Annotated in this window: 13 protein-coding genes; 10 read left to right on the forward strand and 3 right to left on the reverse strand. The window is 57.0% G+C overall.

What is annotated here, in order from left to right:
• Positions 1-63: 63 nt before the first annotated feature.
• Positions 64-870 (reverse strand): DUF4382 domain-containing protein, encoded by an 807-nt coding sequence (locus tag J4E00_RS04970; protein ID WP_208173926.1) that lies wholly within the window; start codon positions 868-870, stop codon positions 64-66.
• Between the two features lie 312 nt (positions 871-1,182).
• Entirely contained in the window at positions 1,183-4,203 is a 3,021-nt protein-coding gene (locus J4E00_RS04975) for an AsmA-like C-terminal region-containing protein (protein ID WP_208173927.1), read from the reverse strand.
• Positions 4,204-4,639: 436 nt separating this feature from the next.
• On the opposite strand from J4E00_RS04975, the gene J4E00_RS04980 reads away from it, so the two are divergent.
• From J4E00_RS04980 to J4E00_RS04990, 3 genes are all read left to right on the forward strand, one after another.
• Complete coding sequence (locus J4E00_RS04980; protein WP_208173928.1) at positions 4,640-5,770, forward strand: OmpA family protein; 1,131 nt, start codon at positions 4,640-4,642, stop codon at positions 5,768-5,770.
• A gap of 121 nt (positions 5,771-5,891) precedes the next feature.
• Positions 5,892-6,908 carry a PorP/SprF family type IX secretion system membrane protein gene (locus J4E00_RS04985; protein ID WP_208173929.1) on the forward strand — a complete coding sequence of 339 codons (1,017 nt, stop codon included), beginning with the start codon at positions 5,892-5,894 and terminating at the stop codon, positions 6,906-6,908.
• 69 nt (positions 6,909-6,977) lie between these two features.
• Positions 6,978-8,246, forward strand: coding sequence for an SUMF1/EgtB/PvdO family nonheme iron enzyme (locus J4E00_RS04990; protein WP_208173930.1), 1,269 nt, complete (start codon positions 6,978-6,980; stop codon positions 8,244-8,246).
• A 76-nt stretch (positions 8,247-8,322) separates the two neighbouring features.
• Here J4E00_RS04990 and J4E00_RS04995 read toward each other — a convergent pair whose 3' ends face one another.
• Entirely contained in the window at positions 8,323-9,024 is a 702-nt protein-coding gene (locus tag J4E00_RS04995; protein WP_208173931.1) for a ComF family protein, read from the reverse strand.
• A 144-nt stretch (positions 9,025-9,168) separates the two neighbouring features.
• Here J4E00_RS04995 and J4E00_RS05000 point away from each other — a divergent pair, with 144 nt between their 5' ends.
• The 7 genes from J4E00_RS05000 (at position 9,169) to J4E00_RS05030 (ending at position 16,687) form a co-directional block, all read left to right on the forward strand.
• Positions 9,169-9,582: a carboxymuconolactone decarboxylase family protein gene (locus tag J4E00_RS05000; RefSeq protein WP_208173932.1), complete on the forward strand. Its 414-nt coding sequence runs from the start codon at positions 9,169-9,171 to the stop codon at positions 9,580-9,582.
• Positions 9,579-9,971 (forward strand): hypothetical protein, encoded by a 393-nt coding sequence (locus J4E00_RS05005; RefSeq protein WP_236049492.1) that lies wholly within the window; start codon positions 9,579-9,581, stop codon positions 9,969-9,971. Before J4E00_RS05000 ends, J4E00_RS05005 begins: the two co-directional genes overlap by 4 nt.
• A 157-nt stretch (positions 9,972-10,128) precedes the next feature.
• On the forward strand, positions 10,129-10,899 hold the full coding sequence (locus J4E00_RS05010; protein WP_208173933.1) for an exodeoxyribonuclease III: 771 nt from the start codon (positions 10,129-10,131) through the stop codon (positions 10,897-10,899).
• A 131-nt stretch (positions 10,900-11,030) separates the two neighbouring features.
• Positions 11,031-14,579 carry a DUF4175 family protein gene (locus J4E00_RS05015; protein ID WP_208173934.1) on the forward strand — a complete coding sequence of 1,183 codons (3,549 nt, stop codon included), beginning with the start codon at positions 11,031-11,033 and terminating at the stop codon, positions 14,577-14,579.
• A 164-nt stretch (positions 14,580-14,743) separates the two neighbouring features.
• Entirely contained in the window at positions 14,744-15,190 is a 447-nt protein-coding gene (locus tag J4E00_RS05020; RefSeq protein WP_208173935.1) for an ATP-binding protein, read from the forward strand.
• A gap of 6 nt (positions 15,191-15,196) precedes the next feature.
• Positions 15,197-15,694 (forward strand): rRNA maturation RNase YbeY, encoded by a 498-nt coding sequence (ybeY, locus tag J4E00_RS05025; RefSeq protein ID WP_208173936.1) that lies wholly within the window; start codon positions 15,197-15,199, stop codon positions 15,692-15,694.
• 72 nt (positions 15,695-15,766) lie between these two features.
• A complete protein-coding gene (locus J4E00_RS05030; protein WP_208173937.1) occupies positions 15,767-16,687 on the forward strand; it encodes a hypothetical protein in 921 nt (306 codons plus the stop codon).
• The last annotated feature ends 15 nt before the right edge of the window (positions 16,688-16,702 follow it).

The following is a 16,702-nucleotide window of genomic DNA, read 5'->3' on the forward strand; positions in this document are numbered from 1 at the left end:
GTGCCAGGCGGCTTTCAACTGATTCAGACGCAGTAAGCCGCCGCTTGTCCGGCGGCTGGTGCATTACTGCACGCTCACCGCACCGAGGTCGGTAATTTGGTCGTTGGCAACCACCACGCCGGTACGGGTGGCGTTGCGGTAGGGCGAGGCCGTCAGCAGTTCCACGCGGTAGGTGCCAGCGGGCACGCCACGCAGCAGGAAGCCGCCGGTGGCATCGGCCGTGGTGCTCAAGGTATCGTTGGGCGCCACCGACGTGCGGATGGCCAGTACCAGCGGCCGGGCCGCCGCGGGGGTAGCCACACCGCGAATGCCGCCGGCCACAGCCGTAGTCACGGTTCGGATAACGGGCTTGAGGTTGTAGGCTCCATTGCCGCGGGCCACAATAGACTTGGCCACGTCGAAATCGAGTACCAATTGGTAGGTCACATCGCGCACCAGCACGGCGTCAATCTTCAGCTTCAGGCCCGACTGCTGGGCGCTGGGTGTGTTGAGTGGCACGACGGTGCCATCGCGCAAGGTCAGGGTATTATTGCTGCCGAGGATGAGGCGGATTTGGGAGATTTTACCAGCCGGAAAATCAGCGCTGGTGAGCAGGGCCGAGTTGCCGTTGGTGTAGTCCATCACATTGTAGATACCCGGGCGGATAAGAGTGAGGCTCTGCCAGCCGTTGGCATTATCGTCGTCGCTCACGTGCACCTGCACTTGCTGTACGTCTAGGTTTACGGCGCGGTAATCGCCGGGGGCATCGGTCAGGCGCACTTCAAACTTCGACATGCCAGCCGAAGAAGCATCATCCGAAGAGTTTTTGGAGCAGCTAGCCAAGCCCAGCAGGGCGGCGCAGCCGAAGGGCAAGAGGCGAGTAATTTTCATAAACTAGGCAGTAGTGGAGGTTAACAATGGGGCATGAAACGGCCCGACCGACCAAGAAGTTGCCGGGCCAGTGTAGCCAATAATACTGCCATGATTCTGTCGCTTTCCTGTTTCACTGGTGCTTTATAGACAGTGTCCCAATTCTGGCTCAGATAATGCCATTTATTGAAAATTTGCCTTACGCCACAGTCCTATTTATCCCAAAATCAATTCAATAGCTAACGATTAATTTCCCGCCACTAAAATGCCAAAGCCCCAGCAAAGTCGCTTGGGCACGACCTCACCGGGTCTTTTATTCGGCTTCTGCAACAACTACTTGGTTGTATCCGGCTCCACCGGTTTGGGCTTCGGCTTGGGTTTGTTGAAGAGGCTATTGAAGCCTTTAGATATCTGCTCCTTGGCCTTGTTAGCGGCATCGATGCGGGCTTGCTGCTTGTCCTTCTCAGCTTGGCGGGCCGCTTCTTCCGGCGTCTGGCCGGCGCGCTTGATGCTGTCCTCCTTGCTGATGACCCGGGGCTTCACACCCAGCAGGTCGAGAGCTTTTTGCTTGGCCACGTTTTGCACCAGCGCCTTGCCCTGGTCTTTCACGCTGCCGCTGGTCAGCTTCACCTGCGGGGCCTTCACCGTGCCGCCGATGTTCAGGCCCAGCGTCACGCGGTCAGTACCCTGGATATTGCTCACGCCCGTGAGCTTGGTCAACTGGCTGCTCATAGCCGAGCCAAGCTTGCCGGTGGGCACGTTCAGGGCCGTGACATAGGAAAGCACACCAGCTAGGCTATTTGAGCCGCCGATGTTCATCTTCACGTCGCCAATAGTCAGGTCGAAGGGCTGCACCACGAGGTTGCCGTTCACGATGTTAGCCTGGATTTTCTTATCAACTACCAGCAGGGTTTTCAGTTCGGGCAGGGTGGTCAGGCTCGCAATCTTGGTCATCACCTCCGACTGGTTGATGGCCGCCTTCACCACGTCGAAAATGCCCTTGCCGCTCAGCGTAGCTAGGTTCGGCATCATGTCCGGGCCCATTTCGCCGCTCACGTTGAAGTTGGTGCCGAACACACCCTCCACTTGGCTGGCCAGCGGCACCAGCGTTTTGATGGTGTTGAAGGCCGAAAAGGCTTTCTGGAAGTTCAAATTGTCGATGTTCAGCCCGAAGTTGAACTTGGGGTGCGACAAATCCTTGCTGCTGTAGCTACCCGTAGTACCAAAGCTCGCGCCCAGTGTGTTGAACTTAAGATTTTTAAGCGTGGCCGTCTGGTCGTTCACCGTCACCACACCGGTGGCATTACTCAGCTTCAGGTTATCATACGTCACATTATCGACGTGGCTGTTCAGTACCAAATCGAAGAATTTCGGAATCTGAAGCACACCGTTAGCCGCCGCTGGGGCCTTCGCGCCGGTGGCCGTGGGCTTGGCCGATACCTCGTCCACCATCCACTCGTTCACGTTGAAGTTGCGCGAATTCACCGTCATGTTGCCTTTCAGCGACTGCCCCGGTGTGAACAGGTAGCCTAGGTAGTTGCTCACCGTGCCCGAGGCCGCGAAGTCGGAGCTACCAGCCGTGCCGTTCAGACTCTGCACCACAATCTGGTTGTTGTTGAAGGTGGCCGTGCCGTTGCTGATTTTTACGCCCTGCGGCAGGTCGGCGCTCTTATAGGTCACGTTGCTGGCCTTCACCGTGCCGCTGGCCACTACGTTCTGGTAGCGGCCAGCTTCTACGTCAGCCATGTTGCCCTTAGCAGCAATGTCGCCGGCCACGCGGCCCGTCACGGTCATGCCTTTCAGCGGGAAAATCTTGGTAATCTTAGTCAAGTCCACCGTGCCGCGCACGTTGGCGTCAAACACCGGCTTGTCAATGTTGTGCGCGCTCAAGCGGCCTTCCAGTGGCTCGCCTTCCAGCACCATCTTGAACTGCGGCAGGTTAATCTGCGTGTCATTCACCTGGCCCGTGGTGTTCACCACCGTCCCGCTCAGGTTGATGTTCTCAATCGGGGCCGGGAACTGGGCCGATTTCACGTAGCCGTTGGTCAGCTTAATAGCCGCATTCACCACCGGCATCTGGGTTTTGGAGTAGGTACCCTTGGCCGTGCCGTCCACGAAAAACTGCCCACGCATGTTCAGGTCTTTCACCGGGTACACTTTCAGCGCTTCGGCCAGGTTCACGTTGGCTTTCACGCGGCCATCCACCTTCATCGGCTCCAGTCCGTCGATGGCCACGTTACCGTCCACCGGGTCGGGGCCCAGGTCGAGATGAAACTTGGGAATGTTGACCTTCACGTTATTGGTCACGCCCGAGGGATTGTCCACCTTCATTGTGAGGTTGATGTTCTTGGCCTCCCGCGGCAGGTCCGGGTACTTGAAGCGGCCGTTGGTCACGGTCAGGTTCACACCGTAGCCGGGCAGCGTGGTGGCTGTCTGCGTGCCCTTGGCGTAACCATCGAAAGCCACCTTGCCGCTGGTTTCAATGTTCTTGAACTTCTCGGTAAATACGCCTGGCACCAGACTCAGCAGGTTCTTAAAGTCCGTTTCCAGCGCCTTGAAGGTGATATCGTAAGTAATGTCTGTGGCATTGGGCAGCCCGATGGCGCCCGCGAAGCTGAACGGAAAGTCGTTGAGCTTAATCTTGTTGTCCTTGAACGTGTACAGGCTCTTGTTCAAATCCATGTTCAGGGTCACGTCGGCATCCAGCTGCTTATCGGTGAGGTAGGCCACGCCGCCGTAGGTCACGTCCATATCGGCTGCCGTGGTCTGCGATTTCATGTCGAACACGTTGCTGGCGAAGTCACCGCTGCCGCTGTGGTTCACCCCGCGGGCTTCCATGCGCATGGGCAGCGTCAGGTCCTCGTAGCGCAGGTGCGCGTCGGTCAGTTTCCAACCCTTAATAGCGAGGCTCACCTGGCTAGTATCCTGGCCTTTGGCCGCGGCTGCCGAGTCCGAAATCATCACGTCCCAGTTGGCCAGCCCACTTTTCAGGCGGCGTAGGCTAAGGGCAGGCCGCTCCAGTTCCACAGTGTTAATCTTGATTTCCTGGCCTTTAATCACCGTCATCACGTCCAGGCCCACACGCAGGTCAGGCAGATAGGCCAGCGTATCGCGGCTGAAGGAGTCCAAGCCAATCACCCGCAGGTTCTTGATATCCAATGTTAAATCCGGGAAGGAGTGGAGCAAGCTCACGTCAATGTCGGCCGGATTGTACTGCACCTTGGCCCGCACGCGCTGGGCTATCTGCTTATCGGCCAGTGCCCGCAGCTTATCTTTAAATAAGAACGGGGCTGCCGCCAGCGCTACCACCAGCACAACCACAAAAACAACTAACCCCAACAGAATCTTTCTCATAGCAGATGTTTTGATACGTTACTTCTAACAAAAGTACAGCTACGGTCGTGCCACAGTAGTATCGCCTTTTATACGCGGCTTGGAACACCCCTATGCTTTTATAGTTGCATTTCGCTTAAAAAGAGCATTTTCTGGATTACTTCTACAGGCTACGCCTACTTGTAAAGTGATGGAGCCACCCAAAAATCAAATCCCTTAACACTGCTATTTTTATCGGATAAATCATATATTATTGCTTAATTTTCACAAGGATTATTTGTTTTATATTTGTCAACTAATCATTTGCAGTTGCTTTGTCTGCACGATGGGAATGGCCTCTTTCAAGCTCATTCTCATCAACTATTCTCCGTTCCAGATTAGCAGGCTTGTCACCCTAAATACTCTGTTTTCCCAATCCCTATCCATTCTCCCACCCAATTATCTCACCCTGCTTAACATGAAGCTTCTTCTACCCATTGGTCTATTAATTAGCTCGATGGCAGCTCCCGCACTCGCTCAGAATGCGGGCATGAGCCTCATTGGCAGCGTGCAGTCTGAAAGCCAACAGCCTCTGCCTGGCGCAGCTATCACAGTTATTCACATGCCAACGGGAGTTCGGCACGCGGCAGCCTCCGATGGCAGTGGGCACTTCGCGGTACCCAATCTGACCATGGGTGGCCCCTACATCATCCAAGTTGGTGAAGGCGGCTATCGGTCTCAGACAGTTGAAAACGTTTTTCTGGAAAATGGAAAAACGGCCAGCTTCACCGTCACGCTCAACAGGCTAGGTAACGGCAAAGCAACTACCAGCAACCGTAACCACTCCCCCGCAGCTCCGGCCAGCAACGGCACCCTGGCCTTGGCTCCCGAAGCCAAAGTGGGCGGTCCAGTTCTGCTTACGACCCTCAGCGGGCAACACCAATCAGCCACACCAACTCCAACGACACCCCCGGCCGCATCCGTAGCCGCTTCAGTGCCCACTACGCTAGTGACGGCCGAGCCTCTTCCGGCTCGTACAGCCCGCTACCCCCACCGCACGGGCCCCGTCCGCGTCTCCGACCCCATTGTGCCGGGGCATTACGATGCCAAAACTGGCAACTATGTGTACGAAACCGGCACTGCTACCACCCTGAAGCTAAACAATGGAGCTAGCATCACAGGTGTGGGCATCAACTCTACCGAAAGCAACCTCTACCGCTTTTTGAGCGACGCCCAGATGCAGGTCGACACCGTAGACCTCACACGGGGCTGGTACAACTTTGACCGTGTGTACTTTGAGGCCGGCAAAGCAACCCTGACAGCTGCTTCCCTTAATCAACTGCGCAACGTAGCCACTCTGCTACGCGCCTATCCTACGGCTCGCATCAAGCTGGGGGGCTACACCGACGATACCGGGACTTACAAAGTCAATAAAGCGCTAAGTGAAGCCCGTGCCCGCACTGCCTGGGCCAGTCTGGTCGAAATGGGCATCAGCCCCAGCCGGGTCGATGCCCGGGGGTACGGCCCCAACTATTCTGTCTCTTCCAATGCCACCGAAGAAGGCCGGGCTATGAACCGCCGTCTCAGCGTGAAAGTGCTGCAAAAATGACACAAAACGTGGTCTGACGCCCCGCCAGGGCCTTACCTTCGCAGACGTGCGCACTAAACCATGTTTCGGTGGCGTTATCCCGGTCGCTATGCTAAAAACTTATTCTGCGTTCTCTGCTCGTTTGCTTCGGCGTGCCCTACTGGCTGGGGTCCTGCTGGGCTCGCTGTCAGCGGCAAGGGCGCAGGACGTTTACTTCTCTCAACCTTTTGCAACTCGCCTGCATACTAATCCAGCTTTTACTGGTCTGGTCGATGATTATAGCGTTACGCTAAGCTACCGCAACCAGTTTCCGAGCATCGCCGGCTCCTTCGTATCGGCTCAAACCGCTGCCGATATTCGCCTCAACCAGCCTGGGCAGCACCACGCCTTGGGCCTGCTCGTCAACCAGGACCGTAGCGGGGCCGTGGGTTACACCCGCCTCGAAATTGGTGGGCTCTATGCCTATCACACCCGCCTCAACGAGAAGCTGGCCTTGAGTGGTGGCCTGCGCGCCAGCTACGGTCGGCAGCGCGTCGGATATGATAATTTCGTGTTTGGCGACCAGATTCAGGAAGACGGCAGCGTGGTCGGTCCCTCAGCCGAATCGCTGGGTTTTCCGCCTGCCAACTACCTCAGTCTGGGCACGGGCGCGGTGCTTTACACCGACCAAGCTTGGCTTAGTCTGGCCGGCCAGCACCTCAACCAGCCCAACCTTGGCTTCCGCACTCAAAGCGAATTACCGCTGCTGCTAAATATCTCAGGCGGTTATAAGTTTTTCGCCATAAAGCCCGGCCCTGGCATTGCCACCCGCGAAGTAAGCTACACTCCCGTAGCGGCTTACACACAGCAAGGCGGCTCCCATCGCATCGAAACCGGATTGTATTTCACTGCCTCACCCGTGACGCTGGGAGCCGTGTATCGCAATATTTCGTTGCCCAGCAGCGTTAGCCCGCAGCACGTTTTGGCCGTGATAGCCGGAATACAGGCTGGTGGCCTGCGCGTGGGCTACAGCTACGATGTGGGCCTGAGCCGCTTGAGTGCCGACTTGGGGGGTGCTCATGAACTTACGCTTTCGCTGAGTGCATTCGACCGATTAGAAAATGCCCACCGTCGCTTAAAAAGACGTGTTTACCCGGCAGCCCCTTGCCCAGCGTTTTAATTTATTGTATTATTGCGTTCTCATTGCGCTTGCTAAATCCTCCGACCCCATCTTCATTTTAACTTTGTTATGAAATTTACAAATTATTTGTGCTTGGCCGCTGTGGGCCTCGTGGGCTTATCCAGCTGTGGTAAGAACGGGCAGCCCACGGCCTCTAAACCAGGCAAGTATTCCTCCACTACGGGTATCGAATACAACACCGAAAAAGGTATGTCGGTGGCAGATTTCAAGAAAATTCCCGAAGGTCCCGGGCTCGTATTTATCGAAGGTGGCCGTACGGTACTGGGCTCGCAGGAAGAGGACGTGACCCAGACGCACGACAACATTGAGCGCACGGTAACCATCGCTTCCTTCTACATGGACGAAGCCGAAGTAGCCAACATCCACTGGCTCGAATACCTGCACTTCATCCGCACCGACTCGGCCGAAGAGTTCTACCGTTCGGCTCTGCCCGACACTACCGTGTGGGCCCGCGACCTGTCGTTCAACGACCCTTATGTAACTTATTACCTGCGCTATCCCGGTTTCCGCTATTTCCCCGTGGTGGGTGTAAGCTGGCTGCAAGCCGATGACTACTGCACCTGGCGTACCTCGAAAGTAAACGAGCGTCTGGCTGCTGGCGGCGACAGCAAATCCGGCAAAGGTGGCCTGTTTGGCAAGAAAAAATCGAAAGCGGCTGAAGGCGGCGCTGAAGGCACGATGGGTGCTGCCGGCGCACTCGGCAATGGCAAGAGCACAACTTCTATCGAGAACGGCAACACGCTGCCGAACTACCGCCTTCCCACCGAGGCAGAGTGGGAATACGCCGCTCAGGCCCTCGTAGGTACCCAGGAAGTGGGCAATGAGAACCAGGAAGAGAAGCGCATCTATCCTTGGGATGGCAAATCGACCCGCAATGCCTACGGCAAGAAAATGGGCCAATTCCTGGCCAACTTCAAGCGTGGCCGTGGTGACTACGCTGGTATTGCAGGTAGCCTGAACGACGGCGCTATGATTACCGAGCAGGTATATGCTTACCCCCCGAACGACTACGGCCTCTACAATATGGCCGGCAACGTGAACGAATGGGTGCAGGACGTGTACCGTCCCCTGTCGTTCCAGGACGTGGAAGACCTGAACCCTTTCCGTCGCAATGGCGTGGGTGACCCCGAGTCGAAATATGACAAGAAGGGCTACCAGTCGCTGATTGATGACCACGTTCGCGTGTACAAAGGTGGTTCGTGGCGCGATGTAGCCTACTGGCTGTCGCCCGGTACGCGCCGTTTCATGGCCGAAGATTCTTCGACGGCTACTATCGGTTTCCGTTGCGCCATGATTAACGCTGGCTCGAACAAGTAATCGGTTTAATACAAATAAAAAGAGGCCGCTCCTGAATCAGGAGCGGCCTCTTCTTATTTCTAGCAGTTTAAGAATTCTATCTATCAGCACACGCAATGGTGGCTATACTGACCTCAATTGCGCCGGCTGCCAGTAGCACTGCGCCGCAGGCTTCGAGGGTGGCACCAGTAGTTAGCACGTCATCGACAACCAAAATGCGGCGGCCAGTAATGTGTACTGGATTTTCGATTTCGAAGACGGTGGCTACATTTTCCCAGCGCTGAGCGCGGTTTTTCTTGGTTTGCGTTTTGGTGTTGGTGGTGCGGCGCAGGACGGTATTGCTGGCGGGCACTTTCAAGCCGTCGGAGAGGCCGGTGGCGAAGGCAGCGGCTTGGTTGTAACCGCGCTTGGCCAGCTTACGTGGGTGCAGCGGTACGGGCACGATGAGGTCGAAATCGGCAGCTATCCCAACAGCGTGAAGCTCGGCTCCGTAGAGTTGGCCGAGGGCGGTACCTACGTCGCGCTGGCCTTGGTATTTGAGCTCATGAAGCAGGTGCTGCACCCGGCCGTGGCGCACGAAGCGCAGGTAGCTCAGGGCGTGACGAATGGGCAGCTTGCCCCAGAAGCGGCGGCCCAGCGGGTTTTGGTCGGAGGGCAGGAGGTGGAAATCGGTGTAGGGTAGTTCGGCCCGGCAGCCGGTGCAGAGGTGGTTTTCGCCGGTTACCAGCGGCTCCTGGCAGGCCAGGCAGAGACGAGGGAAAATCAGGCCGATAAAATCGGAGGCCAGGGTGCGGAGCATGACGGTAGAAATGGGAGAGTGGTTTTTGGGGTAATTTTGGAGAAGCAATGTAGCCGATTATCTGCTACCCTGCTCAGTCAGAACGGTCATGCTGCGCGCAGTCGAAGTATGACCGTTCTTTTTCCCTCGCTTATCTAATTCAAAATGTCTCAAGTAACCGAATTTAACGAGTACCGCCAGCGGATGAACGCCACCATTATGGCGGCCGATAACAAAGTCATCAAGCGGTTCTTCAACCTTGATACTAATACCTACGCGGCCGGTGCGCTCGACGTAAAAACCAAGGAAATGCTCGGCTTGGCCTGCTCCATGGTGCTGCGCTGCGATGACTGTATCAAGTACCACGTGGGCAAATGCTTCGAGGAAAAGCTGACCGATGAGGAGATTTATGAGGTGTTTGCCATTGCAAACATCATCGGTGGCAGCATCGTGATTCCGCACTTCCGCCGGGCGGTGGAGTACTGGGAAATCCTAAAGTCAGAAGCTGGCCTTGGTGCCCACGATGGCGCAGGCCTAGCCGCCCACAAAGCCGAACACGACGGCCAGCCCAGCGTATGAGCGAGGACATCAACCACCCCGCGTCCGCCGAGCAGCACGAGGATGAGGCCGACTTCGACGCCCGTTGGGAAACCCTGATGTTGGAGATGGAAGCCCGCTTCAGCAAGCGGCCGGACCTCAATGCGCTGCTGCTGCTCATCGGCATTCAGGAGCTGAACCAGGGCCTCACCGTCTTCACCAAGGAGCAGAAGCAAGACCTGATGCACATCGCCACCTGCCGCCTCTTCAGCCTCAGCGGCCACTACGAGCAGACGCATGTGGACGAGGACGGCTGGCCCCACTACAAGCTACTCCGCCCCGTACCCTTCGCAAATCTGAAGGAGCAGGAGCGTATGCTGAAGTGGCACATCTTGGAGTATTTCGCACTGGACCCAGGCGACGATTTATAGGCCCATTAGGCCGTCGATACTTGGCCGTCATGCTGAGCGTAACCGAAGCATCTCGCGTGCAACAGCAACTCAATCGTTGAATACGGAATTGATTATTGCTGCACGCGAGATGCTTGGGCCACGCTCAGCATGGCGTTCTATTTTTCAAACATAAAAGATGAAAATTGTTTCTTACAACGTCAACGGCCTTCGCTCGGCCCTAAGCAAAGGTCTACTTGACTGGGTAGCTGAAGCCCAACCCGATGTGCTGTGCCTCCAGGAAATCAAAGCCAGCCGGGAGGCGATGGATGTCTCGGGTTTTGAAAAGTTGGGTTACCATGCTTACCTCCACCCGGCCCAAAAGCCCGGCTACAGCGGCGTGGCCACGTTCACAAAAGTGGAGCCGAAAGCCGTCGTCCACGGCTGCGGCCAGAGCTGCTACGACGATGAAGGCCGGGTATTGCGGCTCGATTTTGAGGAGGTATCGGTACTGAACACCTACATGCCCTCAGGCACGAGCGGGCTGGAACGGCAGGCCTTCAAGGTCGAGTGGCTGCACTTTTTCCGCGACTACGTGGCCAAGCTGCGGGCCGACGGCAGCACGCCGCCGCTGCTCATCGGCGGGGACTTCAATTGCTGCCAGACGGCCATCGACCTGCATAACCCCAAGGCCAACCAGAATAGCCCCGGCTACACGCCCGAGGAGCGACAGTGGTTTGCCGATTTCCTGGCCGACGGTTTGGTGGACACTTTCCGCCATCACCACGGCGATGCTACAGGCCATTACTCCTGGTGGAGCTATCGCGCTGGTTCGCGCGGCCGTAACGTGGGCTGGCGCCTCGACCACTGGCTGGCCGATTCTACGCTGCAACCGCGCCTGACCGGCGCGGGTCTGTTGCCCGACGTGGTGCATTCGGACCATTGCCCGGCTTGGATGGAAGTCTTGTAGTGTGGACTCTGCGAGTCCGCGCATGGTCCAGTCGTTCGAGCGAGACGCAGACTGGCAGAGTCCACGCTACATCGAACCAAGCGCTCCATCCTGATGTATCTTTCCCGACTAAGACCTGATTTATGGCGGTGATGATAAAGCAAGGCGCTACGGCGGCCGAGTACCCTGCGCTGGCGCGGGTGCGGACGGAGCTGGAAGCCTTCAAGCGCAAATTTTACCTCAACCTGCTGGTGCGGGGCGGGCTGGTGGCAGGCGGGCTACTGCTCACGTTCTTCGTGGTATTCAACGGCCTCGAATACTTTCTCTACCTGCCCACAGTAGTGCGGGCCGGACTGCTATTCGGCTTTATCGGCCTTACGATTTACAGCTTTGCCCGCTGGATTTGGACGCCACTGGCGGCTCTTACCAACCTGCGCCGGCTGCTGAGCGACGAACAAGCAGCCCGCCGGGTAGGGGAGCTATTCCCAGAAGTGCAGGACCGCCTGCTGAACGCTCTGCAGTTGCAAGGCCAGGCCCGCGACAACGCCCTTATTGCCGCCAGCCTGGAGCAGCGCGCCGCCCAGATGGGCGACATTTCCTTTGCCAAGGGCATCGACATTCAGCAGCAGAGCAGGCCATTGTGGAAATACGCAGCTATTCCGGCGGCCGTGTTGCTGCTGTTGCTGGCGTTTTATCCCAGCTTTCTGGTGCAGGGCACCGACCGGATTTGGCACTACAAGCGGGCTTATTCGCCGCCAGCACCGTTTCAGTTTGTGATTAAAAACCCGAAGCTGACGGCGTTTCGGGGCGAGGATTTTACGCTGGATGTGAGCGTGGCGGGCAATGCCTTGCCAGCTGACGTGAGCATTGCCTTTGACGAAGGCGAACGGAAACTGAGCAAAGTGGCGGGCCTGGGCGACCAGTTCCGCTACACGTTTGAGCAGCCGCAGGGCGACGTTACTTTTCAGCTAAAGGGCGCCGGGTTTGCCTCGCCCGAATACCAGCTCACGGTGCTGGAACGGCCCAGTCTTCGCGATTTCAAGGTCCGCATCACCTATCCAGCCTACACTGGCAAGAATGCCGAAACTATCGAAAACGGCGGCAACCTGACGGTGCCGGAGGGCAGCACGGTGCGCTGGGAATTTGCCACCGCCGCCACCGACGAGCTGGCGCTGGTGTTCCAGAACCCGGACGAGACGCTGGCCGCCACCGGCGACGACGGCACCTTCGTGGCTGAGCGGCGCATCATGCGCTCGCAGCCATATTTACTGCGCCTGAAAAACCCGGCCAGCCTCAACCGCGACCCCATTTCCTACCAGCTCACAGCCGTGCCTGATTTGGCGCCTACGCTCACGCTGGAAGCTTTTTCTGATACCGTGACGCGCCGCTTCCTGGCGCTGGGTGGCACTGTGCGCGACGACTACGGCCTGACCCGCCTGGAACTGCACTACGCCCTGCGCCGCGACGGCCAGGGTCCCAACTCGGCTCCGAGCCGGGTGGGGGCTACGCCGCTGGGCCTCCCTCGCGAAAGCGCTGGCACCTACGCCTACACCTGGAACCTGGGCACACTGAACATGCGGCCCGGCGACCGCCTCGAATACTACGTGGAGGCCTGGGACAACGACGGCGTGCACGGCCCCAAAGCCACCCGCACCCGTCCGGCCGAGTTCCGCCTGCCCAGCCGGCGCGAGCTGCGCCAGGAAATGCAGGCCCAGGCGCAATCGGTGGCCAGCCAGATGAGCCAGGCCGCCAAGCAAAGCGAGAAGCTGGAACGCGAGCTGGCCAAAGCCCAGGACAAGCTCAAAACCAAGCGCGACCTAAGCTTCCAGGACCGCAAGCAGCTGGAAAACATGCTGGAACAGAAAAACCAGCTCAACCAGCAGATGGAGCAGATGCAAAAGATGTTCGACCAGCTGCAGCAGAAACAGGAACAGAACAGCCCCAAAAGCGAAGAGCTGGCCAAGAAAGCCGAGGAGCTCAAAAAGCTGATGGCCGACCTGCTCGACCCCGAAACCAAGAAGCTCTACGATAAGCTGCAAAAACTGCTGGAAGAAAAGAAGCAGCCCGACGCTGAGATGCAGAAGCTGCTCCAACAGCTCGAAAACAAGGAAGACACCCTGCAAAAGGAGCTTGACCGCGCGCTCGAAATGTTCAAGCAGATGCAACTGGAGCAGAAGGCCGAGGAAACCGCCAATAAGCTGGAGGAGCTGGCCAAGCAGGAAGAAAAGCTAGCTGAAAAAACCCAGCAAAACGACAAGGACAACCCCGACAACCAGCTCTCGAACCAGGAGCAGAAAGCCAAACAGGAGCAGCTGAAGCAGGAGCAGGCCGAAAACCAAAAGGAGTTCGAAGACTTGAAAAAGGAGCTACAGGAGCTGAAGCAGATGGACAAGGAGCTGGGCGACCAGAACGGCATGGACGAGCAGAAGCCCGAGCAGGAGCAGACCGACCAGGACATGCAGGAAAGCCAGCAAAGCCTAAGCAAAAACCAGAACAAAAAGGCTTCCGTCAACCAGAAAAGTGCCGCCTCGCGCATGAAAAAAATGGCGCAGAAAATGCGCGACCAGATGAGCGAGGAGGAGAGCGACCAGGCCCAGCAGAACATCGATGACCTGCGCGACATCCTCGAAAACCTGCTCACCCTGAGCTTCGACCAGGAGCAACTGATGAAGGATTTCCGCAAGGTGGACCAGTCGGACCCGCGCTTCGTGCAACTGGGCCAAACCCAGCGCAAGCTGCGCGACGATGCCAAGATTATCCAGGATTCGCTCTACGCGCTGGCCAAGAAGGAGCCCAAAATTCAGAGCTTCGTGACCCGCGAGGTGGGCGAGATGAACGGCCGCATGGACGAGTCGCTCACCCACATTCAGCAGCGCGATTTGGGCCGCGCCACCGCCACCGAGCAGCAGGCCATGACCAGCATGAACAATCTCGCCCTGATGCTCCAAAGCTCCCTGCAGCAAATGCAGCAGGAGGCCCAGGAAGGCAAAGGCGCGCCCAAGGACGGCCAGGGCAAGCCCGGTAAGAAAAAGGGCAAGGGCAAAGGGCAGGGCCAGGGCAGCAAGCCCGGCCCCGGCAACATGGGCCAGATGCAGAAGCAACTTAACGAGCAGATTCAGAAGCTCTCGCAGAGCGGCAAAACCGGCCGTGCCATGTCGGAAGAGCTAGCCAAGCTGGCCGCCCAGCAGCAGATGCTGCGCCAGGCCATGCAGCAGCTCGACAAAATGCAGCAGGGCGGCAAGCCCGGCGGCTCGCAGGGCCAAAGTGGCCAGGGAGGCGAAGGCCAGGCCGGCCAGGGTCAAAGCAAGAATGGGAAAGACGGCAAAGAAGGTGGCGACCCCAACGGCAAGTATGGCAAAGGCAAGGGCGACCAAGGCATGGGCGGCACCGGCGACCTCAAAAAGATGATGGAGCAAACCGAAACCGAACTTGTGAACAAGCGCCTGACCGAGGAAACAATGATGCGCCAGCAGCAAATCCTGACCCGACTGCTGGAAGTGGAGAAATCGGCCCGCGAGCGCGACCAAGATACCAAGCGCGAAGCCCAGGCTGCCCAGAACAAGCCGCCGGTTTTTCCGCCAGCTTTCGATAAATATAAGGTCAGCAAAGAACGCCAGACTGAATTACTACGTAGTACACCGCCCAACCTCACTCCGTATTACCAACGGGAAGTGGGCGAGTATTTTCAAAAAATGAAGTAAATCGGGACGGCAATCCATCCACAGGGGCCGCAGTTTCGTTAACCATTTAGTCCACTGTTATAACCACCCCTTTAAGAGGCGGCGAAATTGTTGTGGCGCTTTGCTGCCAAAAGACTATTTTTGCCGCCCCTAAGTAGCCGCCGTCCTTCCTATAAAACCGCCTTATGAAGCAGGTAAAAATTCAGATTCCGTCGCTCGTTGAGAATATCCGCGTGGTCGAGAGTTTCATCGACAACTCCAAGGATACCTTTCAGATTGAGGACGATATCTACGGCAACATCATGGTGGCCGTGACCGAAGCGGTAAACAACGCCATTCGGCACGGCAACAAGTTCGATAAGGACAAGAACGTCTATTTGTCGTTGTATGTAGAGCCCCAGCAACTCAAATTTGAGATTGAGGACGAGGGTACGGGCTTCAACTACGACAACCTGGACGACCCTACGGCGCCCGAAAACCTGGAAAATCCGGGTGGCCGCGGCATCTTTCTCATCCGCCACTTGGCCGATGAGGTGGAGTTCAGCAAGGAAGGCCGCCGCGTGCTGCTAACCTTTCAGCTGGCGCCCGCACCCACCGACGAAACCTCACCCGCCGACCAAATCGCTGCCTAGCTTCGCATGAATAGCACCCCGCCGGTGGGCCCGCCCCACCACGAGTCGTTCCCACCCGGCGAGCTGCACCACGAGGCCCCCGGCATCGAGTTTATGGTGGAGGATGCGCCCGATTTCGAGCTGTCCGATGCCGAAGGTGTGATTAACTGGATTGAGCGTGTGGCAAAGGTGCACGAGCACCGCATTGTGCAGCTCACCTACATCTTCTGCTCCGATGATTACCTGCACCAGCTCAACGTCGAATACCTCGACCACGACACGCTGACGGATGTCATTACGTTCGATAACTCCGACGACGCCGACATCCTCGAGGGCGATATTTTCATCAGCGTGGAGCGGGTGCGCGAGAATGCTCAGGACATGGGCATTCCCTTCCGCGATGAGCTGCACCGCGTGATGATTCACGGTGTGCTGCACCTGCTCGGTTATCAGGATAAGGACCTCCTCAGTCAGACCGCCATGCGCAAGAAGGAGGACTACTGTCTATCTTTGCGGGCTTTTTAGCTGCGCGAGGTTCCAAAATTTGTGCCCTTCAGCTTTGGCAATTATCTAGTCTAAAGTTGAAAAAACAGCCTGATGGAAAAGAAAATAATAGTTGTCATCACTTACAAGACACTTTATTTTTTCACCAGAATCTGCTGCGCCAGCGTCCGGTATTTCTACCCCGACGCCGATATCTACATTGTTAAGGACAACCTGGCGGGCGAGTTCAGCACCACGGAAATGGAGCAGGCACTCAACGTGAAGCTGCTGGACTTGGGCACCGATAAATATGGTTGGTCGGCCGCCAAAGTGCACCTGCTGGCTTCGGACAAGTTTAAGGGCCAGCGCGTGCTCAGCATCGATTGCGACATTGTATTGGCCGGCCGCTTTCTGGACGATTTGTACCAGAAGACCGAAGGCGCCGACTTCGTGGTCGACCCCGATTACACGGCCGACATCAACAGCGAAGAGTTCAGGAAGCATTATTATACCTTCGACGTCATCAAGAAAATGGACCCGGATTTTGAATACCCGGGCTTTGCTTTCAACGGCGGGCAGTCCATTGTGACGACTGGCAAGGTGACCAAGGAGCTGCTAGCCCCGTTCTTCGACGTTACTACTTTCCCATATTACAAGCGCCGCGACATTCTGCCCCAAGCTGACCAATCGCTACTGAACTACTTGTTGCCTAAGCTGCAGAGGGAGGGTAAAATCAAGATTGCGCCGGTTAATTTCATGCTTTGGAGCGACGAGGCCAAGACCAAAACCCTAGACCTGGAAAAGCTCAAAGAAGGCAAGGAGTATCCCTACGTCATTCACTGGGCTGGCGTGCTGCGCATTCCCTACCTCGATGCCATGACCCGGCCCGACATTCTGCATTTCTTCCAAGATTTCTACTATTCCAAAGTGCCGTTTGGCGGCGTTATCAAGCGGGCCCGTGCTTTGGTGGATACGTCGGACTACTACCTGCGCAACCTGTACCGCAAAACCCTCAAGCCACTTATCAAGAAGTAGGCGCTGTACAGCTTC

Origin of the sequence: Hymenobacter negativus (assembly GCF_017571495.1) — a bacterium.
In the GTDB taxonomy this organism is placed as follows: domain Bacteria; phylum Bacteroidota; class Bacteroidia; order Cytophagales; family Hymenobacteraceae; genus Hymenobacter; species Hymenobacter negativus.